Origin of the sequence: Caulobacter sp. Root655 (assembly GCF_001427665.1) — a bacterium.
In the GTDB taxonomy this organism is placed as follows: Bacteria; Pseudomonadota; Alphaproteobacteria; order Caulobacterales; family Caulobacteraceae; genus Caulobacter.
In genome coordinates, this window is record NZ_LMHC01000023.1 from 119,446 (window position 1) to 145,237 (window position 25,792).

21 protein-coding genes are annotated in these 25,792 nt (G+C 66.5%); 4 read left to right on the forward strand and 17 right to left on the reverse strand.

Annotated elements, in window-relative coordinates; all coding sequences use genetic code 11:
- The first annotated feature begins 460 nt into the window (after window positions 1–460).
- Window positions 461–1,600 (forward strand): phosphatidylserine decarboxylase, encoded by a 1,140-nt coding sequence (locus tag ASD79_RS15490; protein ID WP_056723203.1) that lies wholly within the window; start codon window positions 461–463, stop codon window positions 1,598–1,600.
- Between the two features lie 209 nt (window positions 1,601–1,809).
- Here the strand turns inward: ASD79_RS15490 and ASD79_RS15495 are convergent, their stop codons facing one another.
- The 5 genes from ASD79_RS15495 to kduI form a co-directional block, all read right to left on the reverse strand.
- Entirely contained in the window at window positions 1,810–4,713 is a 2,904-nt protein-coding gene (locus ASD79_RS15495; protein WP_235524480.1) for a TonB-dependent receptor, read from the reverse strand.
- Between the two features lie 291 nt (window positions 4,714–5,004).
- Window positions 5,005–5,811 carry an IclR family transcriptional regulator gene (locus ASD79_RS15500; protein WP_056723207.1) on the reverse strand — a complete coding sequence of 269 codons (807 nt, stop codon included), beginning with the start codon at window positions 5,809–5,811 and terminating at the stop codon, window positions 5,005–5,007.
- A 91-nt stretch (window positions 5,812–5,902) separates the two neighbouring features.
- Window positions 5,903–7,159, reverse strand: coding sequence for a DUF2264 domain-containing protein (locus tag ASD79_RS15505; protein ID WP_056723209.1), 1,257 nt, complete (start codon window positions 7,157–7,159; stop codon window positions 5,903–5,905).
- 10 nt (window positions 7,160–7,169) lie between these two features.
- Window positions 7,170–8,408: a glycoside hydrolase family 105 protein gene (locus ASD79_RS15510; protein WP_156400537.1), complete on the reverse strand. Its 1,239-nt coding sequence runs from the start codon at window positions 8,406–8,408 to the stop codon at window positions 7,170–7,172.
- 53 nt (window positions 8,409–8,461) lie between these two features.
- Window positions 8,462–9,331, reverse strand: a complete 870-nt coding sequence (gene kduI, locus ASD79_RS15515) for a 5-dehydro-4-deoxy-D-glucuronate isomerase (RefSeq protein ID WP_255356992.1) — start codon at window positions 9,329–9,331, stop codon at window positions 8,462–8,464.
- A 463-nt stretch (window positions 9,332–9,794) separates the two neighbouring features.
- On the opposite strand from kduI, the gene dinB reads away from it, so the two are divergent.
- Window positions 9,795–10,901, forward strand: coding sequence for a DNA polymerase IV (gene dinB / locus ASD79_RS15520; protein ID WP_056723212.1), 1,107 nt, complete (start codon window positions 9,795–9,797; stop codon window positions 10,899–10,901).
- A 12-nt stretch (window positions 10,902–10,913) separates the two neighbouring features.
- On the opposite strand, the gene ASD79_RS15525 is transcribed toward dinB, so the two are convergent.
- Window positions 10,914–12,884, reverse strand: a complete 1,971-nt coding sequence (locus ASD79_RS15525) for a class I SAM-dependent methyltransferase (protein WP_056723214.1) — start codon at window positions 12,882–12,884, stop codon at window positions 10,914–10,916.
- Window positions 12,885–12,939: 55 nt separating this feature from the next.
- Between ASD79_RS15525 and ASD79_RS15530 the strand changes: the two genes are divergently transcribed.
- The gene (locus ASD79_RS15530) at window positions 12,940–14,055 is read left to right on the forward strand and encodes a polysaccharide pyruvyl transferase family protein (protein ID WP_162252370.1); all 1,116 of its coding nucleotides are present in this window, start codon (window positions 12,940–12,942) and stop codon (window positions 14,053–14,055) included.
- Window positions 14,056–14,062: 7 nt separating this feature from the next.
- The gene (locus ASD79_RS15535) at window positions 14,063–15,349 is read left to right on the forward strand and encodes a Rieske 2Fe-2S domain-containing protein (protein ID WP_056723218.1); all 1,287 of its coding nucleotides are present in this window, start codon (window positions 14,063–14,065) and stop codon (window positions 15,347–15,349) included.
- 461 nt (window positions 15,350–15,810) lie between these two features.
- Here the strand turns inward: ASD79_RS15535 and ASD79_RS15540 are convergent, their stop codons facing one another.
- From ASD79_RS15540 to ASD79_RS15590, 11 genes are all read right to left on the reverse strand, one after another.
- A complete protein-coding gene (locus ASD79_RS15540) occupies window positions 15,811–16,422 on the reverse strand; it encodes a LuxR C-terminal-related transcriptional regulator (protein ID WP_056723219.1) in 612 nt (203 codons plus the stop codon).
- Window positions 16,423–16,740: 318 nt separating this feature from the next.
- Entirely contained in the window at window positions 16,741–17,259 is a 519-nt protein-coding gene (locus ASD79_RS15545; protein WP_056723221.1) for a prepilin peptidase, read from the reverse strand.
- Window positions 17,249–18,166, reverse strand: a complete 918-nt coding sequence (locus ASD79_RS15550) for a tetratricopeptide repeat protein (RefSeq protein ID WP_056723223.1) — start codon at window positions 18,164–18,166, stop codon at window positions 17,249–17,251. The genes ASD79_RS15545 and ASD79_RS15550 overlap by 11 nt, the downstream gene beginning before the upstream one ends.
- Complete coding sequence (locus ASD79_RS15555; protein ID WP_156400539.1) at window positions 18,163–18,732, reverse strand: tetratricopeptide repeat protein; 570 nt, start codon at window positions 18,730–18,732, stop codon at window positions 18,163–18,165. The genes ASD79_RS15550 and ASD79_RS15555 overlap by 4 nt, the downstream gene beginning before the upstream one ends.
- A 1-nt stretch (window position 18,733) precedes the next feature.
- Window positions 18,734–19,675 carry a type II secretion system F family protein gene (locus tag ASD79_RS15560; protein WP_162252371.1) on the reverse strand — a complete coding sequence of 314 codons (942 nt, stop codon included), beginning with the start codon at window positions 19,673–19,675 and terminating at the stop codon, window positions 18,734–18,736.
- Window positions 19,676–19,689: 14 nt separating this feature from the next.
- Complete coding sequence (locus tag ASD79_RS15565) at window positions 19,690–20,664, reverse strand: type II secretion system F family protein (protein ID WP_056723229.1); 975 nt, start codon at window positions 20,662–20,664, stop codon at window positions 19,690–19,692.
- Between the two features lie 25 nt (window positions 20,665–20,689).
- The gene (locus ASD79_RS15570) at window positions 20,690–22,036 is read right to left on the reverse strand and encodes a CpaF family protein (RefSeq protein ID WP_056723231.1); all 1,347 of its coding nucleotides are present in this window, start codon (window positions 22,034–22,036) and stop codon (window positions 20,690–20,692) included.
- A 7-nt stretch (window positions 22,037–22,043) separates the two neighbouring features.
- Window positions 22,044–23,261 (reverse strand): hypothetical protein, encoded by a 1,218-nt coding sequence (locus ASD79_RS15575; RefSeq protein WP_056723233.1) that lies wholly within the window; start codon window positions 23,259–23,261, stop codon window positions 22,044–22,046.
- Window positions 23,258–23,848 carry a TadE/TadG family type IV pilus assembly protein gene (locus ASD79_RS15580; RefSeq protein ID WP_056723235.1) on the reverse strand — a complete coding sequence of 197 codons (591 nt, stop codon included), beginning with the start codon at window positions 23,846–23,848 and terminating at the stop codon, window positions 23,258–23,260. Before ASD79_RS15580 ends, ASD79_RS15575 begins: the two co-directional genes overlap by 4 nt.
- Complete coding sequence (locus ASD79_RS15585) at window positions 23,848–24,345, reverse strand: TadE/TadG family type IV pilus assembly protein (protein WP_056723237.1); 498 nt, start codon at window positions 24,343–24,345, stop codon at window positions 23,848–23,850. The genes ASD79_RS15580 and ASD79_RS15585 overlap by 1 nt, the downstream gene beginning before the upstream one ends.
- A complete protein-coding gene (locus ASD79_RS15590; protein ID WP_162252372.1) occupies window positions 24,338–25,771 on the reverse strand; it encodes a pilus assembly protein TadG-related protein in 1,434 nt (477 codons plus the stop codon). Before ASD79_RS15590 ends, ASD79_RS15585 begins: the two co-directional genes overlap by 8 nt.
- Window positions 25,772–25,792 lie beyond the last annotated feature (21 nt).

Sequence of the window (25,792 nt, forward strand, 5' to 3'; positions counted from 1 at the left end):
GGTTGGGCGGCGATCAGGCGCAGGACGCCGCTGTCCCGCTCCCCGGTAAGCCGCGTCGCGCTGAATGCGATCAACCCGAGGGGCGCCAGGAAAACCAGAACGAACGCCAGGTCGAACGAACCCAGCGTCAACGCGCGCGAGTTTCCCGGATCGTAGGCCGCGTCCGGAAAGATCGCGTTGAAGTCGACGCGGATCTGGTGGGGCTGAAGGTCGGACTGGCCCGCGGCCAGCGCCGCCAACGGGGTCGGTGGCTTAACCGCGTGCGTCACCAGGAAGTAGGTCATGTAGCCGAACGCGTCGGTACACCACACGACCCGGGGAAAGCGGCCAGGCGAAGTTTCATGCGGCCTCTCGCTTTACGCAGGAGCAATGCCATAATACAACTAAAGGAAGTTTTGTCAGCTGATACACGAATGAAGAGCTTCGCCTCCCAACGCTGCATCCCCACTGGAGAAAGACTATGAGCAAATGGCATCCCGTGGTCGCGAAGCTGCAAAAGCTGATCAAGGATAACGGCTGGGAGGCGCGCTTCGAGAAAGCCGTCGCCCAGGCCCGGGCCTGGAACATCCCCGAGTTGGCCGACCTGAAGGACCTCGAGAGCTACTACGTCTACATCAACGACTTTCTGCGTTGGGTCCCGAGCGAGAACGAGCCGGGCCGCGAGGTCTACAACAAGCTCTGCAAGTTCTATTTCGTGTTGGACCAGGAGGCGGTGATCGGCCTGCAGAACAAGGTCGTCCCGCACGACAAGGCCCCGCCCCTGACGCCGCTGTCGGCCTGGCTGGTCGACTATGCCGACGCCCTGGGCGCTTTCCTCGATACGCCGGAATCCCTGACGCCGGCCTCGCTGGAGACCTTCCGCAAGTCGCCCAACTACAATCTGGACGACTACATCGAGCCACACGGCGGCTGGAAGAGCTTCAACCAGTTCTTCGCCCGCAACTTCAAGCCGGGCTACCGGCCCGTCGCGGCCATTGCCGACCAGAGGATCGTGGTCTCGCCCGCCGACTCCACCTTCGCCGGCCAGTGGGAAATTCGCTCGGATTCCCACGTGACGGTGAAGAACCTGCATTGGAAGATCGAGGAGCTGATGGAGGGCAGCCCCTACAAGGACCGCTTCAAGAACGGCCTCTTCATGCATGCGTTCCTGGGGCCGAACGATTACCACCGGCAGCACGCCCCCGTCGGCGGCACGGTGCTGGAGGCCCGCGTCATACCTGGCCAAGTCTATCTGGCGGTCGTGGCCGAGCCGGTCGGTGATGACGAGAACGGCGCGCACAAGTTGAAGCCGCTGCGCGCTTTCGACGCCCCCGATGCGGCCGGCTACCAGTTCGCCCAGGCCCGCGGTCTGATCGTGCTGGACACCCCAATCGGCTTGGTCGCCGTGCTGCCGATCGGCATGTGCCAGGTCTCGTCGGTCATCCTGACCGCCGAGGTCGGCGTCACCGTCCGCAAGGGCGAAGAGCTCGCCTACTTCCAGTTCGGCGGCTCGGACATCATCGTCCTGTTCGAGGCCAAGAGTAACGTCAGCTTCACCGCCCAACCCAACGTCCACTACAAGATCGGCACGAAGATCGCGGACGCTTATCCGGCGGTATAGGGCGGCGCGCGGCGGGACGGCCGGCGGCGCTCTCCACAGGATCGACCGGGTTCAATCATCAGACGCCGCGGTTTTGAGAGTGGCGCGCGGCTGAGCAGGCAAAAAGAAAGGGACCGGTGTGACCCTGAAGTCCACACCGGTCAGGAAGGTTTGCCAGCGGGGGACGCTGGCAAACCATGGGTCCGCGAGAGGGAGCTCTCGCTGACAGACTAGAACTTGCCGCGCACGCCGAACTTGATCGTTCGGCCGTCATACTTGGCGTAGTCGAGGCGGGTCTTCTTGCCGTTACCGTAGCGACCCGCGACGTCTTCGAAGTAGTCGAAGCCCAACGTGTTGGTCAGGTTCAGGACATCGAGACGCAGTTCAAGGGCGTCGCTGATCTTGTAGCTGACGTTGCCGTCAAGGTAGCCCGCCCCAGCATGCCAGCGCTCCAGATCCGAACCATCCGGGTTGGTGTCGATGATGTTCCGAGCCTTGTAGTTGTAGGTCAGTCGCGCGCCCAGCGGGCCCTTTTCGTAGTAACCGGTCAGGCTGTACGAATATTTCGGGATGCGGTTGACCATGTCGATCGACCCGTCCTGCTTACGATACTTCAGATCGCTGCTCTTCGAGTTGACCTTGGTGTAGCTGGCCAGGGCGCCAAAACCGTCCCACGGCGCAGGCAGGAAATCAAACGACTGCTGATAGGCGAACTCGAGACCGTCGAGATTCACCGTGCCGCCATTGATGAAGGTATCGACATCGATGGGGAGGTTGGGGTCGACATGCCCGTTCTGGGTCTGCCAGATGATGGCCAGCGACTGGTCGGGAAGGCCGAGGCTGGAAAACGGCACGACCGAACGCTGAGCGATCGTCGTATCCTCCAGCTTCTTCTTGAAGTAACCCGCGCTCAGAATGCCGCCGCGCCCGAAGTACCACTCCACCGTCGTATCCCAGTTCGTCGAGACTTCCGGCTTCAGGTCTGGGTTACCCGAGGTCGCATAGGTGTTGTAGATATTGGGAATGACCGTCTGAGCAGCGATCCGCGACAACGAGGCTCGCGTGATGGTCTTGCCCCAGGAACCACGCCAGACCAAATTGGGGATCACGTCGTAAGCGAAGCTGACCGAAGGCAGGGTGTTGTTGTAGCTGCTCTCTTCGGTATTGGGCTGATAGGCGCCGCCGGTCCCCGTCTTCTTGAAGTTGTCGATGGTCATGTCGGTTTGCGAATAACGCACGCCGGCATTGATACGCAGTTCGCGGTCAAGAACCTGCCCGCTGAAATCCGACTGGATAAAGGCGGTGCTGACCTGTTCGTCGGCCGTAAAGCTGCTGGAGAGATCGATCGGCGAGGCCATGGCGGCGCCGACAGGATCAAGCACGCTGACCATATAGTCGCGCGAGAAAGTGGCCCATTGCTGCGGGTAGTTGTCGCCGATGACGAGGTTATCGAGCGGCACGTGATGCAGCATCGAGGCGCGCAGCCCCGCGGCGCCGATCGCGGCCAGGCGGGCTTGAACGATCGAGGTTCCGTTACGCTTGGTCTTTTGCTTGGTCGTATCGACGTATGACAGGCCAGCCTTCAGGTGACCCTTCCAGTCGCCAAGCCCGTAGTCCCAGTCGGCCACCAGCTTGGCGACCCGCTCTGTATCGACCTCGCGATTCCAGTCCACGGCCGTGCTGAAATCTTCGAAATTGGCCGGGTTGGTAAAGTCGACGCCCGGCGCGGAGAGCCCCGGATAGACGCGGTCATTGCCCCAGTCGAGGGTGGAGGTCACGCCGTAGATGTTCGAGACGATCCGCTTGTTGTTATAGAACGCCCGGCTGTCCGAAGCCGCGAGCTGGCCAGTCAGTCTCAATGAATCGTTGACTTGGTACTTGGCGTTGAGGCCGCCGTACCCAAACTTCGTCTCGGCGTTGTAGTAGTAGCTCTCGCCCAGATAAGACGTGTTCCCGAACGTTCCCTGGAGCAGATTGCCGTCGACGATGCTGACGTTGATGGGCACGAGGCCGTTGTGACCAGAGGTTCCCGGACGGGCGGCCACATTGGTGGTGGCCGAGTTGCGGATCGGCAGGCCGAAGGTGAACTCGTCACGCGAGTCTTGCAGATGCGACAGCAGCGTGTCGAAGCTCACGTCCAGCTTGTCGTTCTTGTACTGGAGCGAAGACACCAGGCCGTCGCGATCACGCGTGTTCTCGGCGCCGTAGTAGCGGTAGAAACGCGACAGATAGGCGTTGTCGATCGCCGTTCGATTGCCAAGCATGCCCGCGGCCCGCGGATCAGCCCAGTCCAGCGCCATGTTGAAGGGACCATTGCGCATGGTCGGCGGCGTCTTGGTGTCGACGGGGACGGGGTGGCCAGCCAGATAGTTGCTGTTATAGCCGCCCGTCGCCTCGAAACCCGACTTCATGTTGACGCTGGTCGAGTGGGCGACACCGATCAGGAAGCCCCAATTGTTCCAGGTCTTGGAGAACAGCCCAAAGACGTTCGGGTCCATCTTCTTGGACGCCGTGTTGTAGGAGGCCACCGCGTTGAAGCGCAGAACCTGGCCGCCGGCGCCGTCGAACGGCCTTGGCGTCTGCAGATCGACCACGCCGCCGACGCCGCCTTCTTCAAGTTCAGCCAAGGGCGTCTTGTAAAAGTCCACGCGGCCGAACAGCTCGGAAGCAAAGACGTCGTAGTTGAAGTCGCGCGAAGAGCCGCCGACGTTGGTCGAGGAGGTCGTATGGACCGGAGCGCCGTTGAGGGTCGTCACCGTATATTCGGGACCAAGGCCCCGGATGGCGATGCGCTGGCCTTCGTTGGAAGCGCCATCGCGGCTCATGTAAATTCCGGGGATGCGCTGCAGGGCTTCGGCGACGTTAGCCTCGGGGAATTTGCCGATGTCTTCGGCGACGATCGAGTCTCGGACGGCGATCGCGTCGCGCTTCAGGGTCAGCGCCTTCTCCAGCGAGGAGCGGAAGCCGGTCACCACAACCTCTTCGACGGTGTCGGTGGCGGTGGCAGCTGGCGTCGCCGCGTCCTGGGCCCAGGCCGCGGTGACCCCGCCCATTCCCATGGTCAAAATCGTCGTCAGCAGAAGCTTCTTCTTCACGATGTCTTTCCTCCCCATTGCGGTCTTGCCGCGCAGCACTCGCCCGCTCGCCTTGCGTTGGAGCAAAGCGGCGGCCGACGAACAAAAGGCGGTCTGCCGGCGTCAGGAGGCGCGTGACGTACGCGAACTTGTTTCCTCACCCCGGACGCCGAGCGCCTCTGGATCTTCTGTCACGCATATCGACACAAGCACGCAGCTATGGGAACGGCATTTGTAGTATTTTTCAGCCAAACCGCGTTCGGACGCGCAGAGCGTTGCGTTGGCGCAACACTGCTCCGTGGACTATCGTTCAAAACTGGAACGCAAGCGGCCGCCAGGCCGCGCCCTGCCCTATCGGTAGCCGAACTCAGCGCTGATCTTGGCGGTGGCTTCCTTGACGTAGGCGGTCACGGTTTCGATTCGCGCGTCGTCCATGTACTGGGCGATCGACGAGACCGAGACCGCCGCGACGATCTTGCCGCTCATGTCGCGGATCGGGGCGGCCACGCAGCGGATGTGATCTTCGTTCTCGTCCAGATCCAGGGCCGCGCCCTTGGCGCGATAGGCCCGCATCACCTCCAGCCATTGGCGAAGGTCGTAACGATAGCGGGGAAAGATCGCCGCCTCGCGCAGGAAGACCTCGCGCCAGACGTCTTCGCTTTCATCAAGCAGCAGAGCCTTGCCAAGCCCTGTGTGGCGCAAAGGTTGACGCTCGCCGACCACGCAGCGCACCTCGATGCGGCGCGAGCCGGGAATCTTGTCGATATAGTGCACCTGGTCGCGCTCCAGAACGCCCAGGTTCACGGTGTCGCCGGTGTCGATCGACAGCTGGCGCAGATGCTCGCGGCTGACGCGGGTCAGGGTGATCTGCTGGGAGGCGGCGTAGCCGAGCTCCAGCAGCTTGGTGCCCAGCGCATAGCCTTCGCGGGCGTTGAAGGACAAAAAGCCGGCCTCCACCAGGGTCGAAGCCAGGCGGTGGACGGTGGTCTTGTTCAGCTGCAGCGCCTTGGCCATCTGGCCCAGGGTCGCATCGCCCTTGGCCACGCGACTGAGCACCTCCAACCCCTTGAACAGGGTCAGCGCTCCGGCGCTGGTGCGCGGAGAAGAGGAATGATCCCCTTCATCATCATCAACAGCGATGTCGACGGACTGGGACATCTAAGGCAACTCTCGCCATGGCGCGACGCGCCGTTCCGGTATTTGATACGCTTCGGCGTTCCTTTTGAAAACCCCAGCCCCTCGCCAAGCCCTAGAAATCGACGGCGTAGTCCTTTGGAAACGCCTTGCCGGCGAAGGCGAGCTTCTGGGTCCACGGCTCAGCGGGGGCCGTCCAGAAACTGTCGGCGGGCGCAAGACCCAGCGCCAGGAAGCCCTCGGTGGTGATGTACATGCTGCCGTTGTTCGAATACCAGTCGCCCAGGGTCGGATGGTGGCCCACGAAGCCGATGGTGAGGAAGCCGTCCGGCGTGAAATTGCTCGGCTCGCTGAACACGGCCTTGTGGACGGCCACCAGCGCCGAACGCACTTGCCCTTCCGAGACCTTGGCCGGCAGTTGCTTGCGCCAGGCCAGCAGCGCCAGCGGCTGAAAGACGGCCGTGCGATAGGTCAGCGACCGGCCGAACGGCGGAAACGTGCCTTCCGGGGATACGAACCGCTCCAGATGTTCGCTGTAGCGCTGGGCGCGCTTGACGGCCAGCTCGCGCCATTTGGTCAGGTCGTCCTTCCAGAACGGCGCCTTGTGGGCCTCCATGACCTCCAGCACCTGGATCATCATCGGGTGCATGACGAACGAGCTGTAATAGTCGAAGTGGAAGGTCGCGCCGTCCTGGATCCAGCCGTCGCCGATGTACCATTCGTCGATCTTGCGCACGGCGGTGTTCAGCCGCATCGGGTCGGACTCCTCGCCGATCGACAGCAGGAAGGCCTCGTTCATCGCCGCGAACAGCAGCCAGTTGATGAAGGGCGGGTTGACCCGCCGCAGTCCCTTGATCTCCTCGACGATGCGCCTCTTGGTCGTTGCGTCCAGGGGCTCCCACAGCGCCTTGGGCGCGCGCAGCAGAGCCTGGGTGAAATAGGCGGAATCGACCAGGGCCTGACCGTGGCCGCGCCAGGTCAGATAGTCGGGGCTTGAGGGATCCACGGCGTGGACATAGCTTTGCAGCGCCTGCTCGGTCAGGCGCTTGCGCGTGCGACCTTCGGGGGTGTCGTCCTCGGGCAGGCTCAGCCAGGGCGATAGTCCCGAGATCAGTCTGCCAAAGCACTCCAGATAGGCCACGCTCTTTTCGCGCCCGTCCCAAGTCGGGCTGAGCTCCAGCGGAAAGGACGCCTTCAGTCGCCCCTGCGACATCGCCGAAAGGACCGGATCGGCGATCGATTGCAGCAGACCGGCCATATAGGCTCGATCGGTCTTGGCCTGCGCCTTGGCGGGCGCGGCCTGAGCCGCGTTGGAGCTGGCCAGGGTCGCGGCCCCGACCAGGGCCGTCTTCAGGAAGTCGCGCTTGTGCATGATAGCCCCCTTAGTTGCCGCTGTTGCGTGGCGTGCGCGGGACCGAAACACCGCGATCCTTGGCGGGCTTCAGGCCCAGGTCCCCCACCGCCGCCGCCGCCAGCAAGAATGCGCCCACGCCGTAGAATTGGGTGTCGTCGTAGCTGACGCTTTCGGGACGATCAGACACCGGCTGGACGTAGCCGAACTTGCCGTCGGGGTGGACCGCGCGCGTCAGCGCCGCCCAGCCCTTACGGACAGTGGGCTCGAAGGTCGCCCGGTCCAGCAAGCCGGACTTGATCCCCCAGGCCAGGCCATAGGTGAAAAAGGCGGTGCCGCTGGATTCCGGCGGCGACTTGGCCGGGTCCGAGAGCAAGGACGGCGACCAATAGCCGTCGGCCTTTTGAATCGCCTTCAGCTTGCCGGCCATCTCCTTGAAGACCGCCTCCATCTTGAGGCGATCAGGATCGCCGGCCGGCAAGAGCGGGATCATGCGGGCCAGACCCGCCAGCACCCAGCCGTCGCCCCTGCTCCAGAACACCTTCTCCCCATCGGGGCCACGTCGCGTGAAGAAGCGCGAGTCTCGATAATAGAGGTGCTCGTCTCGGTCGTAGAGATAGGCGGTGACCGCGGCGAACTCCGACTTGGCGTAGGCGGCGTAGCGCGGATCACCGCTTACCTTCGACAGCTCCAGCCAGGTGGTCGGCGCCATGAACAGCGCATCGCTCCAGCACCAGCGCTGGTCGCAGTCCACGCCCCGCGGGTCGGAGTATTCAGCGTGCTCCAGCCCCACCTTGGGCGGATAGGTCAGGATGGCGTCGAACCGCTGGCGCAGCGGCGCGATCGCCTCGGCGCCGGCGCCGTTTTGCGCCGCCCACAGATAGGCCTGGCCGATCACGTGGTCGTCGGCGTGATAAAAGCGCTTGCCCAATTCCCACTGGTTGGCCAGCCCCCGCGCGAGGATGGCTTGCCGATAGGCCGGATTGGACGAGCGATCGGCCAGATCGGTCAGGCCAACCAGCAGCGCGCCCTGGACCCAGCCCTTCGGGTCGGCGGTGTCGCGCGAGGTGTTGGGCGGAATGTAGCCGGCCGCCATGGTCGCCAGCTGGTAGTCGGCGACCTTCTCGGCCAGGGCCATCACGTCGTCGCGCGAATAGGGGACGGGGCTGGGCGCCTGGGACACGGCGGCCAGCGCGGCCGGCGCCGCCGAGGGCGCCAGGGACGCGGTCAACATCGCCAAGGCGAGCGCGGTGTGAGCCAGGGACGTCATGGAGGAACTTTTCCTTGGGAAAGGGTGGCGGGTCGCGCGCTTCATCGCGCCCCCTATCGAAGCTGACAGATGTCGAGGACATCCATGTCGTGATAGTCGAGGTTCTCGCCCCCCATCGCCCAGATGAAGGCGTAGTTAGAGGTCGCCGCGCCGCAGTGCACCGACCACGGCGGGCAGATCACCGCCTGCTCATTGGCCACGATCAGGTGACGCGTCTCATCCGGCGGACCCATGAAGTGGAAGACGCGATCATCGAGGCCCAGCTGGAAATAGAAATAGGCCTCGGACCGCCGGTCATGCAGGTGGGGCGGCATGGTGTTCCACACGCTGCCGGGCTTGAGGATCGTCAGGCCCAAAAGGAGCTGGGCCGAGGCGCAGACCCCCGGCACGACCAGTTGGTAGATGATGCGATGGTTGGAGGTCTCTGGCGCGCCGCGTTCCAGCGGGATGGCCGCGCGAGTCGACAAGGCGCGGGTCTCGTAGGCCGCATGGGCCGGCGTCGAGGCCAGATAGAACCGCGCGGGGACGGCCGGATCACGGCTTGCGAAACGCACGTCCGCCGCGCCTCGGCCGATATAGAGCGCGTCCAGCGGGTCGAGCTGATGCACCGTCCCATCCACCGTGACACGCCCGGGGCCCTCGCCGACATTGACGACCCCCATTTCCCGTGACGCCAGGAAGGGCGCTCCGCTTTGCGAGGGCGGCTCGGTTTGAACCGGCAGGGCGAGCTCTTCGAGGAGCGGCGCCGCGCCGCCGATCACCAGACGTTCCTGGTGCAGGTAGTTGAGGGTCACCGTCTCGGGCGCGAACAGACGATCGACGAGGTAACGGTCGCGCAGGTCTTGCGAGGCCGCGCCGTCCATCATGTCCGGATGGGTGGCGTAATAGACCTTGGCGAAGGGCCCCGAGGGAGAAGCGCCCACATCGCTGGCCGCGCTCGCGCCCGGCCGAGCCGCCGAACGGCGCCCCTTGCTGACACCGCTGGTTCTTAGGCTCACGCCGCTGGCCACGCACCCCTCCCGACCCGCGCGCAAACCGCCGGCCACTTGCTCTTGTATTGATACTATAATTGCAAAATTGAAACGCAAGACCATAAATCGGAATGAGCAGACACAGGCCCACTGGCGTGACCCCGCCCACAGCAGGCTTTGCTCACCAGGGTCTTTGGAGGACGTGTATCGATAATCAAATTCACGATCGACGATTCGTGACGCTTTTCGCCAAAGCCCCCGTCACGCTAGATTTCGACGCCGCCGCGCCTGGCCAACCTGCCCCTCCGCAGGGCCACCAACCCAGACGGACCGGCGCCCAGCTTCGGCCCGCACGGTTATCTGACCGAAACGATGAACGTTCCCCTTTGGTTCACGCGCCGCTACACTCGCCGCCATGGCCGGCGACGGGATTCGCAAGATCATTCATATCGACATGGACGCCTTCTATGCGTCGGTCGAACAGCGCGACGATCCCAGCCTCAAGGGGCGACCGCTGGCGGTCGGCCATGGCGCCCGGCGCGGCGTGGTGGCGGCCGCCAGCTACGAGGCGCGGGCCTTCGGCGTGAGATCGGCCATGCCCTCGACCACGGCGCTGCGCAAATGCCCGGACCTAGTGTTCGCCCCGCCCAGGTTCGAGGTCTACAAGGCCGTCTCGCGGCAGATCCATGGGATCTTCGCCGACTACACGGACCTGATCGAGCCGCTGTCGCTGGACGAGGCCTATCTCGACGTCACCGAAAACCGCCGCGGCCTGGCGACCGCCACCGACACCGCCCAGGAGATCCGGGCGCGAATCCTCGCGGAAACCGGCCTGACCGCGTCGGCCGGGATTTCCTACAACAAGTTCCTGGCCAAGCTGGCCTCCGACCAGCGCAAGCCCAACGGCCAGTTCGTCGTCCCGCCGGGCAAGGGCGAGGCCTTCGTCCAGTCCCTGCCGATCGGCCGTTTCCATGGCGTCGGTCAGGTCACCGAGGCCAAGATGAAGCGGCTGGGCGTCCACACGGGCGAGGACCTGCATCGCCGGAGCCTGACCTTCCTGCAGCATCATTTCGGCAAGTCGGGGGCTTGGTACTACGCCATCGCCCGTGGCGAGGACCATCGCGCCGTCAATCCCGACCGGGTGCGCAAGTCCTTGGGTTCGGAGACCACTTTCGCCCAGGACGTCGTCGATCCGCAGGCCATCGAGGCCGGGGTCCTGGCGATGGCCGACGACGTCTGGGCCTGGTGCGAGAAGACCGGCGCCCGCGCGCGCACCATCACCGTGAAGATCAAATGGGCTGATTTCCAGCAGGCGACCCGCAGCCGCTCCCTGCCCTCGCCCGTCGCCGATCACCAGACGCTGCGCCGGACGAGCCTGGACCTGATCCGCTCGGTCTATCCGCCGCGCCTGGGCATCCGCCTGGTCGGCGTCACCCTGTCGAACCTCGACCAGGAAATCGCGCTGCGCGACGAGCAGTTGGGCTTGGGATTCGCCGCCGCCTGCGTCAATGGACCGGACTAGACGCGGCCTTGCTCAGGGCGCCACCACGACGTCCCAACCGTGAAGCCGCGTCTGGTTGCGCTGCGGGTCAAGGCGAGCGTTCTGAGCGAAGAGCGCACCGGTAGGACCGACGGGGTCGGCCGCGCACATTCGCAGCGTCGCCTCGAACAGGTCGCGATGAACCGACTTGTGGCATAGAAACAGCTTGTTCTGGATGTATGCGAACGCCACTAGGCCGGCGCCGAGCGCCAGATGGGCATTGACCGCTTGAGAGACGCCTAACCGGACCGGGTTGAGGAAGTCGTCGCAGGCGATGATGCCGCCCTCAGCCAGCAGAGCGCCCGAAATCAGCAAGTCGTGGCTGACGTCCTCGACCAGATGCGAGCCGTCGATGCTGATGAACCGCACTGGGCCTTCCAGTCGCAACACCAGGCTCGCGACGTCATGGACAACCGAGGGGCCGCGCAGGAACGCGAAGCCGGTCCCGAGCCCGACAGCGGCGAGATTCTGGCGAACCACCTCCTCGTCGACACGCTCGAAGGTGTCCAGCCCCAGAACCATGCCGCCGCGCGGCGCGACCTCGCGCAGCAGCACAGAGAAGTAGAGCCCGGCGTAGATGCCGATCTCCAGAGCCGCCCCCTCGACACCCTTTTCGGACTGCCAGCGCATCAGCTCCATGGTGCGGAGCGCGACATAGTCGTCCAGCCAGCCTGGGATGCGATCGTGGATGAGGGCGAGGAAGGCCCGGTCCGCGTCCAGGCCCGCGGCGTCCGCCTTGGGCTCTTCTGCTATAGCTTCCACCTCGGCCTCAACGGACGGGGGGGCGATCGACTCGGTGACAGTCAGAGGAGTCAGGATGGGAGGCCCCGGCTGCGACGACCCGAACCAGCATTCGCGCTCGCTGACCATATCCCATTCGATCTGATACTCACCGGCCAGATCCGGAACATGGAAGGCGCACACGAAAATCGCTTCGCCGCCGGGGACTGTAATGTCCATGACCAACGTGCGTTCGCAGTCCCAGATCACCATGCCGCCTTCGGCGTCGCGCACGTGCGGACTGAAACCCAACTGGGCGCCGCGCTTGCTCCAGTCGGGAAACCAGGCCAGCCCGCCAGTGTTGCGCACCCTGACGCGGGCGATCACCCGTGTCCCCGCTTTAGCCTCGGCGGGCATGTCGACCTCGAGCACCTGCATGCCCCAGGACGTACCGCTCGCCAGGAAGGCGTCGCGCACCTCGGCATGGACCACCGCCCCGCCTGATCGTCGTGGATCATGAGCCATCTTGACGAAGCCCTCCGCCGGGCGACGAGGACCACCAATCCGGTCGGGATACTGGGCATCGTTTTCGATCGCCGCCCCTGCGGCGTGATATCGCTCCAGCTTGCGTTGGCGATCCAGCGGCGAGCACCAGACCGGTTCGAAATGCAGGATGCTGGCGCGCGGTTCCTGAAAGCCAGGGCCCAACACGTGGTAGCCGCTGTGAGGACGGGCCGGCTTCCAGACCAGGCTGCGATCGTTGCGGAACAGGCGCATCTGCCAGTCGGGATGCCAGGGCAGGGAGAAGGCGAATTCGCAAGGCGCCTCGTTGACGATCCACTTGCGAGGGAACCAGAAGTGGGTGGCGCCCGCGCGCGACATCAGCTCTGGCAATAGCGTCGCGAAGGCAGGCTCCAAGCTTTCATCGTCGTCCACCACCAAGATCCAGTCGCCGACCGCGTAGTCGAAGATCATCATCCGGGCCGCGGCCATCTGACCGTCATGGCGGAAGGTGAAGACGTCGTCGGCCCATCGCGCGGCGATCTCCGCCGTATCGTCGGCCGACTCCGCGTCGACCCCGACAACGATCTGGTCAGCCAACCACGACAGCTGGGCGAGGAGCGGCTCCAGACGGTCGGCCGAATTCTTGGTCAGGATGCTGATAGTCAGTCGCGGGGCGCCGCTGAAGCCCACAGGACGCGCGTTGGGAGACAAGGCGCCGGACAGGCTGAATTTTTCAGTCATCGATCATCCATCCGCCCCGTCCCGGCGTCGCCTGCCCATTTTCCGGTGCCCTGACGTGCACAATGCTCTATCCCAAACTTCCGGGACACGCGAAGGACAGTTCGTGACAACCCTTTTTTGCGCAAGGCCGACCACGCCCAATATTGGCAATGATCTGATCAACCGGGCGACCCGCGACCTGCTGTATGCGGTGTTCGGCGAAGAGACCTCGATCGTCAATATTTCCGCTTTCGCCAATGGTGGGCGTGGCGGCCTTTCGGCCGCGCAAATCTACGACATGAATCGCTTCGCCGATGGGGTGGTGATCGGCGGCGGCAACCTGTTCGAGAATGGCCAGCTGACCATCGACCGCCACGCCCTGCGGTCGCTGCGCACGCCGATGATGCTGATCGGTGTTTCCCACGGGCGGATCTACGACGCGGTTGGGGCATGGACCCATCGCAGCGATTCGATGCCGGACACCGAGGCCCGTGAACTGGTGGCCAAGGCCGAGATCGCGATGGTTCGCGATCACGGCTCGCTCGCCATTTTGCAAGCCATGGGAGTCGGCCACGTCGAGCAGGCCGGCTGCCCAACGATGTTCATGGCGCCCAACGCCCCCGGCGCCCCGTGCGACGGCCGCGTGCTGCTGTCCGTCCGTCATCCGGCCCGGATGAGCGTTCCGCCCGCCCTGCAATGGCGCACGCCACAGGACGTGCGCCGCCTGGCCGACGCGCTGCGGGATGTCTATGGCGACCGGGTTCACCTAGTGTGCCACGACTACATGGACCTGGAGTTCGCCGCCGGCTTCCCGGACGTGCCGCATCTGTATTTCGACGATGTCGATCGCTATGTGGCCGCGCTGCGCGGCTGCTTGCTGAACGTCACCTATCGGCTGCACGCCTTCCTGCCCTGCCTGGCTTTCGGCGCCCACTCGATTCATCTGTCCTACGACGAGCGCGGCAAGGCCATGGTCGATACCGCGGGCATGGGGACCTGGGACATCGACCTGATGACCGAGACCGATCTGGTCAGCGCGGTGCTGGCGAGAGCCGCCGCTCCCGCCGACTACCAGCGTCTGAGAACTCAGGCCGCCGACGGCCTGGCGCGGATGCGCGATCTTACCCTCTCTGGACTGCAACGCTTCGCCGGCGCGGTCGAAAGGCACCGGTCCGATGCCAAGCGGAGATAGCCCCACCATGGCGCCCGCCGTCACCCCGCCATCGCACCAGGTTTGCGGCGCCGAGACCCTGGACGGGCTGAACGCCCTGCACCGGCGAGTGATCGACGAGATCCTCGCCGCGATCGCCGCCTTGAAAGGACCCGAAGCCGTCGCGCGCCTGGACGGTGACCTGGGCCGACTGCATCTGGTCATCGCCGCCGCCGAGGTGGGCTTCCTCCGCGACCAGGTGCTGGAAGCATTGCGCGGGGACCTGTTGCGACTGGCGGTGCAGGTAGGCCGCGACGTCCTGGGTTGGACACACGATTTCCACGTCGACGACTATCTGATCCTGCGCGTGAACCTGCCTTACACCGTGGCGCGCCGCGCGACGGCTTCGGACGAGAATCCCGGTATCGGCCGCGTCAGCCCGTCGGTGCGCGCGATCGCGGCTTCCCGGCGCGTCAAGGACCCGGTCTACGATCCCCAGAGCTACCACAAAGGCCATCCGCCCCCGGCCTGGGCGCACGGTCCGCATCTGGACAGTTGGGCCGGCCACTCCCGCGACGGCTTCAATATCTGGTGGGCGATTTCCGAGGTGCCCGCCGAGACCGGCATGGTGCTGTATCCGGAATTGGCTGACACGCCGCTGTCGTGTGATCGGCGCAGCCTCTATCTCAACGCCGGACACCCGCTGCCGCCGCCCACCTTCTTGCCGCTGGCGGCGGGCCAGATGTTGATCTTCGACCCCGAAATCCTGCATGGCACCCACCTGAACGTTACCGATCAGACCCGGGTGGCTATCTCGCTGCGCCTCAACGCCGCCGAGCCGACCTTCGACCCAGCCTCCTTCTACGCCCGCGAGTTCTGGCGCACGGCCGGCGCCATCGAACGCGGCGAGGCCGACGCGGTGCTTCACCTGAAGCGCGAAGACCACCTGTCGCTGGACGCTCCGCGGCCAGTGCCGGCGCTCCGCCGCCCGGCGCCGATCACGCCACTGGCGGTGGACGGGTCGACGGTGCGGATCGCGCTGGATCACCCTCTCGCAAAAGGCGAGCGGCTCGACATCGATCTCGGCGATCGGCGGGTGTTGCTGCTGGGAACGGCCGACGGACTGCGCGCCGTCGATGGGACCTGCCCGCACTACGGCCTGGATCTCATCGACGGCGGCCTGGCCGGCCACCGGCTGCATTGTCCGGGCTGCGCCATCGCTTTCGACCTGCGCACCGGCCGCTCCCTCTGCGCCGACCTGACACTGGGCGTCCACCACGTCCACCAGACTGACAGCGAGGTTGCGGTCACCCTGGACCGCGCCCCGGACGCCTAGCATCCGCCTTCGGCGCCTGGGCAAGCCAAACCTTTGGCCTTGAACACGCCTGCGTCCTAAGCAGCGATCCGCACGGATGACCCCCGGTTGCGCGCCCACCTTAAAGACCTTTGATTGTGCCTCAAGCGCGGCAACGCTTGGTGTGGTCTGGGCGGCTCCGGGGTGGCTCCGGGAAACCCTGGCGTAAAATAGCGTAGGCGCGCCCAGGACGATCCGAACGACGATTTCTTCTCGATCAAATGTTTCCGCCCAACCAACGCGGACTGAATTGAGAAGTGACGGCCACCGCGCGCTAAATCATGATTGCGACTCAGTCGCCCCGGAACAATCCCGAAGCAAGTCCGCCGCACATTAAAGATGTTAATAGACTCAAATACTTGCAGGATATCGATTTCGGTTTTGTAGACCGAAGGTCACGGGTTCGATTCCTGTAACCGGCGCCATATCCACCGCGCGCGGCGTCACTCCAGGATGTCGGCCGACGAGATCACCGAGACCAGCTCGGCCTGGCGATGCACGCCGACCTTGATCATGGCCGAGGCCATCTGAACGCGCAGGGTGTTGATGCTGACATGGCGCTCGACGGCGATCTCGACCGGCTCGCGTCCCTGGACGACCCTGGAAACGATCTCGGCCTCCGCCGGCGAAAAGTTGAACATCATCCGCGCCCGCTCGGCCAGGCGGGGCGAAGCCCGGCCAACCTCGCGCACGGTGATCAGCGCGCAGCGAAAGCTGCTCTCGTCGGTCGAGAACGGTTCGATCAGCAGCACCAGCGGCTTGGCGCTGCGCGAACGGTGAATCAGCATCGCCCCGGCGTGTCCTTGGCGAACCGCCCCGGCGATACGGCTATGCAGGGCCTCGGCCTCGAAATCGCTTTCGGTGGTCAACAAACCGCCGTTCTCGGCCAGGCCATCGCCTCGCGTCACATAGCCCCAGGCCAGATCGTTGGCGGCATAGGCGCAACCTTCACTGTCCGTGACGATGACGCCGAAGTTCACCAGGTTAAGGATGGCGTTGGCGACATGCGCCTCGAAGACGCCGCGCTCGACAGCCGTATCCACGACTTCAATCATCTTTCTCAGCCCCATCCGCGCACCCTCGCTGCATCTTCTTCCGCTTGCCTGGTCGTCGCGAAGCGCCTGTGTGGAAAATGAACATGAAACGTAAAATTGCTTCAGCACACTCACTCAACCACAAAGAACAGACACCTCTAAGGCGAACAAAACAAAGCCTCCTTGATCATTTGATGCTAACCATAGCGCAAAATCGCACCCCAAATTGGGTAGTTGAAAAGACTATTATTGAGACTCTGGGTCAATAAACCCCACCCATCAGAAGAAAGCTCGCCTAGTAAGATATATATACGTAAAAACAGCAAAATTCTCCGAACTTCATTTAAGCAGTTCGATGTGCGCCAAGTGATGAGTGACCGCTAACAGGCCAGAGTTCCAGCCGGCGTACAGGGCGCCTACCGCGATCGCCACACCGTAGGGCAGGCCCGCCCGCGGCCGGGGCCAACCCGAGGCGACCAGCAACCCCTCGTAGGGCCGCACGGCCAGGGCCGTGATCGCCAGCGCCCCGCCCGTCAACGCGGTGGCCACCAGCAGCAGCAACAGATTGTCCATCCCGGCGAACAGCGCCGCCGCCGCCAACAGCTTGACGTCGCCGGCGCCCATCACCCGGCCGACAAACATCGGAAAGCCGACGACCAGGGCCAGGGCGAAGGCCGCCAGGCAGGACAGCCAGCCGGGGGCCAGCCACCCCTGCGTCAGGCCGACCAGGAACACGCCCACCAGCCCAACGACGGTCCAGTTGGGAATCCGCCGCGCCCAGATGTCGTAGCCGGCCGCCGACAGCAGCAGGCCGGCATAGGCGATCGACCAGGCCAGGCGGACATAGTCAATTTCCATCGCCGACCCCGCGCCCGGCCTGGGCCTTGAGGCTGATCGCCAGCTTGCGGTTCTCGCTGGCCAGCGGGTAGTAGGCGCCGCGCGCCTGGCCCGCCTCGTCCAGCAAGGTCATGGCCTTCTCGTAGTCGCCGCGCAGCAGCGCCGCGAAGCCGGCGTTGTTGAGCAGGGCGGCGGAATCGTCCCTGCCCGCCCCGCGCGCCGAGGCGCGGCCATAGTCGCCTTGCAGGGCCAGGACCAGCCTCAGATTGCCGCGCGCGGCGGTCAGGTCGGGCCGCTTCTCCAGCGCCGCCACGAAATCGGCCGAGGCTTCGCCCAGGCGTCCCTGCAGCATGCGCGAATAGCCCCGGTTGTTCAGCGGCAAGGCCTCGCGGCCCGAGGCGTCCAGCGCCCGGGCGTAGGCCGCTTCGGCGTTGACCCAGTCGTGGCGGCGGTCGTATTCGCGGCCCAGGCCGTTCCAGGCCCGCCAGAGGCTCGGTTCCCTGGCCGTCGCCGCCGACAGGGCCGCGACCGCCGCGGCCGCCTGTCCCTGGGCCGAAAGGGCCAGCCCCTCGCCCTGGAGAGTCCTGGCGGCGAAGGCCCCGTCGGCCGGAACCTGGCGAAAGGCGGCCAGGGCCGCGTCGTAGTCGCCGCGGGCCAGGCGGGTCTCGCCCATCAGCACCAGAAAACGGGGATCCTCGGCGCCGCCCATGAGGGCGTTGTTGAGCAGGCCGGCCGCGTCCACCGTCCGCCCTTCGGCCAGGGCGGCCTCGACGGCGGCCACGACCGCGTCCCGCGCGGCGGGGGCCTGTCCGGCGGAGACCGCCGGCGTCGCCGGCTTCGACCAGAGCCACGACCCCGCCGCCCAGCAGGGCGACCCGACGATGATCGCGACGCCGCAGACGGCGCCGAGCAGGAGAGCGCTCTTCATGCCTTGGTCCTCGGAAGGGTGGGAGATGTCGCCGCCGCCGGGTCAGGCGACGCGGCGAGGCTCGACGCCTCGGCCGAAACGGGGGCCGAAGCCGGCGCGGACGGCGGCGCGGCGGCCTGGAGGGTCGGCGAGCTTGCCTTCAGCCCCTGAAGCCGCGCCGAATAGGCGATGTTGTTGGCGACGATCGCCGAGTTCGGATCGGCCTGGAGGGCGCGGGCGTAGTACCGGCCGCTGAGGTCGAAACGGCCCAGTTCGTCATAGACCACGCCCTGGGCGTTCAGCACCCGGACGTCGCCCGGCGCGCGGGCGGCGGCCACCTGCAGCAGGTCCAGCGCCAGGGCGTAGTCGCGCGCCCGGATCGCGTCGGCCGCCCGCGCGTAGAGCCGGTTGACGACCGCTGCGGGATCGGGCGGGGCAAGGTCGGCATTGGGCACGGCGCGGATGCGGACATCCAGCGGCGCCCGGCTGGCGAACTGCCCCTGCCCGGTCAATCGTCCCCAGACCGAACACCCTCCCAGCGCCGGAAGCACCAGGCAGCAGCACGCCGTCAGCAGAAACCGTCGCATGTCAGTGACGCCCTTTCAGGGCGGGCAGCAGGTTGTGGGCGACGTCCAGGCCCGCCGGCAAGAGCAGGGCCGTGACGATGACCGGCAGGATGCAGGCCACGAGCGGCATGGTCAGCAGCACCGGGATGCGCATGGCCTTCTCCTCGCCGCGCAGGAACCGTCGTTCGCGCAACTCGCTCGAATAGGAGCGCAGGGTCTGGGTGATGCTGGCCCCGAGGCTCTCGGTCTGGATCATCAGCGCGGCGAAGGCCCGCAGGGAATCGACGTTGATCCGCTCGGCCATCCGTCGCAGGGCGTCGGAGCGGCTGCGCCCGGCGCGCAATTCCTGGGAGACGCGATTGAACTCGCAGGCGATGTCGCGATGCGAGTTGGCGATCTCGTGGCTGACCCGCACGAAGGCCGCGTCGACCCCCAGGCCCGCCTCGACGCAGACCATCATCAGGTCCAGGGCGTCGGGAAACTGGTTCTCCAACCGCTCGCGACGGTCGGTGGCCCGCAGGTCCACGAAGATGGCCGGCGCCGTCAGGCCGGCGCCGCACAGGAGAAGGGCCCCGATGATCAGCTGCGCGCCGGTGATCGGCACCGAGGTCAGCTTCTGCGAGACCACCAGCAGCAAGGGCAGGCCCGCGGCCGCGATCACGCGGATCAACACATACAGGGACGGGGCCGACGGATGGGTGAAGCCGGCCTCGATCAGGGTGCGCGCCTGCCCCCGGGGGGTCTTGTCGGCGGCGCCGGGCAGTCGCGACTGCACCCAGGCCAGGATGGGATTCTTGACCTCGGAGTCCTTCAGCAGGCCTTCGCCGGCCGGACCGGCGAGCGTCCCATCCGCCGTCGGACGATCCTTCATCCGCCGCCGCAGGACGGCCCCTCGCTCCATCTGCTGAAGCACGACCCAGGTCACGCCGACCACGCCCAGGAAGATCCCGATCAAGAGAAGCATGTCCATGTCCGACCTCAATATTTGAACTGGACGATCCGGCGGATCATCAACTGGCCGATGAGGTAGAGCACCACCACGCCACCGACGACGGGCCAGAAGGCCGGGTCGGAGAACTTGCTGGTGTAGAATTCGGGATGGAAGATGCTGACGGCCGAGACGCAGAGGATCGGCAGCAAGCTGAGGATCAGGGCCGACATGCGCCCCTCGCTGGACAGCGCCTGGATGCGCTTGTTGAGCGAAGCGCGGCCCCGGATCACCGTCGCCAGGCCCGCCAGGATCTCGGCCAGGTTGCCGCCGGTCTCGTTCTGGATGGCGATGCTGACGGAGAAGAAGGCGACGTCGGCCGAACCGGTGCGCCGCGCCAGGCTGGCCAGGGCGTCCTTGAACTCGCCGCCATAGGTGGTCTCGTCCATGACAAGGCCGAACTCGCTGCCGATCGGGTCGGACATCTCCTGGGTCACCAGGTTGACCGCCGAGATCACCGGATGGCCGGCGCGCAGGGCCCGCACCATGACGTCCAGCGCCAGGGGCAGTTGTTCCTCCAGCCTGCGCAGGCGGCTGGCGCGGCGGTTGGTGATCCACATCAGGGCCACGGCGCCCGACAGGCCCGCCGCGCCCACGGCCGCCATCATCACCTGGGGAAAGGGCGTGCTGATCGGCGAGGACCGCAGGAAGACCATGGCCGCCAGCCATAGCCCTCCGGCCACGGCGGCGGTGAAACCGACGACCTGCAGCGGCCCGGCCGACAGTCCGGCCTGGCGGCAATAGAGCGTGGCGCGGTCGTGCAGCGCCCCGTAGGGCGTGCGGCCGATCCAGCTGGCCCGCGTCTTGCGCAGGAGGGTCTGGTAGACTTGGTCGGGAGCCATGCCGCTGGCCATCAGGGTCAGGCGGCGATTGACCCGCTGGCCGTGCTCGCGGGCGCCCATGAACAGGCCGAACAGCGCCTGGCCGCCCAGCACCACGGCCATGAAGACCAGAACCAGAACCATGGGAGCGAGGAGGTTTTCCATGGCGTCACGCCGAGACCCGGCCGGGCGCGAACAGGTCGATCGGCAGCTCGATGCCGCGCGCGCGCAGCACCTCCATGAGCCGGGGCCGCACGCCGGTGGCCTCGTACTGGCCGATCACCTTTCCCTCGGTCGAGCGACCGATCCGCCGGAAGCGGAAGATTTCCTGCATGCAGATGACGTCCTCTTCCATGCCCGAGATCTCGGAGATCGAGACGATGCGGCGGGCGCCGTCCTCCATGCGCTCGGCCTGGACGACGACGTGGATGGCCGAGGCGATCTGGCCGCGGATCGAGCGGGCCGGGATGTCGAGCCCCGCCATGCCGATCATCTGCTCGACGCGTGACAGGGCGTCGCGCGCCGTGTTGGCGTGGACGGTGGTCATCGAGCCGTCGTGGCCGGTGTTCATCGCCTGCAGCATGTCGAAGGCCTCGCCCGAGCGGACTTCGCCGACGATGATCCGGTCGGGGCGCATGCGCAGGGCGTTGCGGACCAGTTCGCGCTGCTGCACCTCGCCCTGGCCCTCGATGTTGGCGGGCCGGGTCTCCAGTCGCCCCACATGCGATTGCTGCAGCTGCAGTTCGGCGGAGTCCTCGATGGTGATGATCCGCTCGTGGTCGTCGATATAGGCCGACAGGGCGTTGAGCAGGGTGGTCTTGCCCGAGCCGGTGCCGCCCGAGATCAGCACGTTGCGTCGCGCCTGGACGATGGCCTCGAGCACCAGCGCCATCTCCTGGGTGATGCTGCCCAGCTCCACCAGGCGGCTCATGGCCAGGGGCACGCGCGAGAACTTGCGGATCGAGACCAGCGGCCCGTCCACGGCCAGGGGCGGGATGATGGCGTTGACCCGCGAGCCGTCGGCCAGGCGGGCGTCGACCATCGGCTGGGACTCGTCCACCCGCCGGCCCACCGCGGCGACGATCTTGTTGACGATCCGCACCAGGTGCCGGGTGTCCTGGAAGCGCACGTTGGTGCGCTGCAGCCGCCCGCCCCGCTCCACATAGACGGCTTCGTGGGTGTTGATCAGGATGTCGGTGATGCTGTCGTCCTTGAGCAGCGGCTCCAACGGTCCCAGACCCAGAAGTTCGTCGAGGATCTCGTCGATCAGGAGGTCGGTCTGGGCCGGGGTCAGCAGGCGCTTCTCCTCGGCCAGCAGGCCGATCACCGCGCCGCGGATCTCCAGGCGCAGGGTCTCGCGCGGGGTCCTGTCCAGCAGGTTGAGATTCAGCAGGTCGATCAGCCGCTGGTGCAGCCGCACCTTCAGGCCAAGGGCGTCGTCGATCGGCGTGGTCAGCGGATAGTCCGCCGGAACCGCCGTTGCTTCGATATGTCGGGACTCGTCGTTCCAGAACATGACAGCCTTACCTTCCCATGCCGGCGGCGGCCGGCGCGGCGTGAACGGGCGCGATGACCTCGGCCAGGCGGGCGATCGCCGCCTCGATCTTGCTGCCGCGCCGCAGGGCGCTCAGCGCCACGCCTTCGTCGATGGCCTGGTGCATCAGCCGGCGATCCTCGGGGATCACCAGGTCGAACGGCCGGCCGATGGCCTGCTGGGCGGCCTTCAGCGAGATGCCGCTGGCGCTCTCGGATTCGACCTGGTTGCAGATCAGGGTGACGGGAATGTCGTCCAGGGCCTGGGCGGCCAGCATGTGCAGCTGCCGGCGGGCCAGATAGACGTGCGGCACCGACAGGCGGGTGACCAGCAGGATGCGCTGCGACTGGCGCAGCAGCCGGTTGGTCCACGCGGTCCACACCGTCGGCAGGTCGATCAGGGTGATCTCGAAATCCCGGCGAAGCCCCGCCAGCAGGCCGTCGATCAGGGCGGGGTTCAGGGTTTCGATCGGCATCAGTTCGTGTGGCGCGGCCAGCACGCAGGCGCCGCTGCGGTGCGACGGCAAGGACGAGGCGAACGGCACCTCCTCCACGGCGCCGCCGGCCGCCAGCACCTGGGCCACGGTCACCGTGTCCGGCACGTCGAGATAGAGGGCCGCCGCGCCCATCTGCAGGTCGAGGTCGGCCAGGCAGACGCCGGCCAGGGCCGGGTTGACGGCCAGCATCACCGCCAGCTGGGCCGCCAGCGAGGTCGCTCCGACCCCGCCCCCGGCCTTCAGCAAGGTGACGACCTCGCCGCGCCGCCGCTGGGCGCGACCGGTGTCGAGGCGACAGAAGATCCGCTCCAGGGCGATGGCCAGGGCGGTGTCGGTGACCGGCGCGGGCAGCACGTCCGCCGCCCCCTGATGGATCAGTCGGCGCGTGGTCTCCACGTCGGCGCCGCGCACCAGCACCAGCACCTCCACCCGTCCGGCGCAGGCGGCGACGCGGGTGGCCAGGCGCTCCTGTTCGGCCGCGTCGGCGGCGTCCAGGCCGACGATCAGCAGGTCGAAAGTCTGGACGGCGCGCTCTGGCCAGGCGTTGTCGAGGACCTGGAAGGTGACGGCCGGGAACATGGCCGACAGCATCGCCACCGGCGGTTCCGGGCCCAGGCCCGGCCCGCACAGACCCACGCGCCAGGCGCAAGGCCGGCTGGGCTGGGCGACGCTATCCGTCGTCTTCGGTCGTCCGAAATGGAGCAGGCTCATGAAAGGCTCTCCCCGCTGAGGGTGGACGCCGTCGCCGGCAAGGTGAACGGCGCAACGCCGAAGATCTGAAGGGCCGCGCTCTGGAAGGTCACGCCGGTCAGGCTGACCGTGACCAGGGGCTCCATGTCGGGCGCGTAGGGGTTGCCCACCTTGCCCAGGCCGACATGGCGATAGGTGATGACCACGTTGGCGGCGGTGATGTCGGGGTCGTAGGCCTGCATCTTGGCCAGCACGGCGCCGAACGTTGTCGTGTCGAAGCCGGGATCGCCGCCGCTGCCGGCGATCTGGGTGCAGGTCGAGCCAACCCCCGTGCAGCTGAACGCCATGTCGGGCACGACGGCGCCTCCGCCCAGCGTGCCGGAGCCGTCATAATCGGCCATGTAGGTCGAGATGATCGGGCTGACCACGGCCAGACGCACCCCTTCGCGGGTGGCGGCCTTGGCCGTGTTGATGCGCCAGGCCAGGCGGCCCATGTCGATGACGCCCAGCAGCATCGAGACGAACACCAGGCACACCAGGCCGAACTCGACGGCGGTGGTTCCCCGCTGCTCGCGGACCAGGCGGGAGATGAGGCCGGCGCGGCGCATCACTCGGTCCACGCTTGCTGGGCGCTGACCGAGAAGGTGGTCAGGCTGACGCCGGTCAGGCCGCCGAAGGCGTCGACATAGGGCGGCGAGGCCGTCACCTTGACCACCGGCACGTCGGCCATGCCGTCGTAGCGACCGGAGTAGGTTCCGCCCGCGTTGCTGACGCAGGTGACGGTGACGACGACGCTGGCGTCGCTGGTCCAGTCGGCGATCAGGGGTCCGCCCACGGCGTCGATGTCGCCCGTGCGCGCCAGGTGCTGGACGTGCAGTTGGTCGGCCCCGGACAGCCCCGCGCAGGTCATCGGCAGGCGAGCGGCGTAGCGGGCCGCGTCGCGCACCGCCGAGACGGCGATGTGGTAGTTCCAGAACAGTCGCCCAACGCCGATGAAGGCGAACATCAGCAGCATCAGGAACGGCAGGACCAGGGCGAACTCGACCGCCGCCGAGCCACGGCGCCCGATCAGGAACCGGCGCAGGAGGGCGGCGGGGCTAGTCATAGAGCCGCACCGAATAGAGCATCGTTTCCGCGCCCACCGACGAGACGTCGGTGGTGGCGCCGATGACCTCGCCGTAGATCGAGTTGTTGTGGGCCGGCGCCGTCAGGAACAGGTCGACGTAGGAGATCACGTTCACGGTCGAGCTGCCGTGGACGTTGTCGGCGAGGCAGTTGACGACCACCACCGAGATCGTGCGGCGGTCCGGCGTGGACTGGGCGCCCAGCTTGTTGCACTGGGGCGCGGCGTAGTCGTTCGAGCCACTGACCGCCGCCTGGCCGTCGGAGAAGGCGCCGGCCGGCTTGGCGATCGCCCCACTCAGCATGGCCAGCTCCCATTGATAGACCTGGTAGCGGGTCGGGGTCGTGCCGCCCGCCACCGTCGCGGGTCCGTAGGCGGCCCAGCCCGAACCCGCCGCGCCGGCCGGAATCTCCGGGACGTAGGTGCCCGGCGTGATGCCCGAATGGTTGGTGGCGAAGTACTGGGCAACGTTCCAGACGCCGGAACCGATCTTTGCGGTCCCTTGACCGCAATCCAGCGGGAAGCCCATGCCGGTGCTGACCGCGGCGCTGCTGGCGCATGAATCGCCGGGCGCCGAAACGGCAGGCGAGCAGGCGCTGGCGCCGGCGTTGGTCTTGACCCCGATCATGGTGTTCATGGCCGGGGCGAAGAAAATGTCGTTCTTGTTGCCCGACGCCGACGCGTTGTAGATGTCGAACCGCGTGTTGAACCAGTCGTCGGCCGAGGCGATGTTGCCGGTCTGGGTCTGCACCGACGTGCCGAAGCATTCGGTCAGCGGCGGGTTGCGGCCCATGGCGTTCTTGACGTCGGCCGCGCCGGACCCCACCGACAGGAAGCCGAAATTGCCGGGGCCCCACGCACCGTTGCCGCCGGGCGGCGGAGTCAGCAGGAAGCTGCGACCGATATAGGCGTTGCCGTCGAACGTCAGGCTCGTGGCTTCGTCCGGGTTGCAGATCATCAGCGGCGGCACCTTGCAGATCGCCGTGCCGTAGCCGGCCACCGCGTGGGCGGTGGCGTTGAAGCCGGTAGCCCCGGTCAACATCCCGAACACCAGGCCCAGCGACCGGGGCGTCAGGTCGATGCGGATGAAGCTGGCGCCGGCGTCGGTCGTGGCCACGACGTCCGGATCCTGGGCACTGAGGAAGGCGATGTCGGCGGGCACGACCGCGACATTGGTTTCGAAGGCGTCGGCCAGGGCCTCGCGGTTGCCGACCAGGCTGCCCATGGCCGCGGACTGGGCCCGCCCCATCGCGCCGGCGGTTCCGTCCAGCTGGCTGGCCCCGGCCAGGGCGGCGGCGTCGACGGCGCTTTCCAGCTCGGCCCTCAGGGCATAGGCGCGGCTGACGTCGTAGGCCAGGCCGCCGATCCCCACCAGGGCGATCAGGGCGACCCCCGTGAGGGCCGCCACCGCGCCGGACTGATCGTCAAT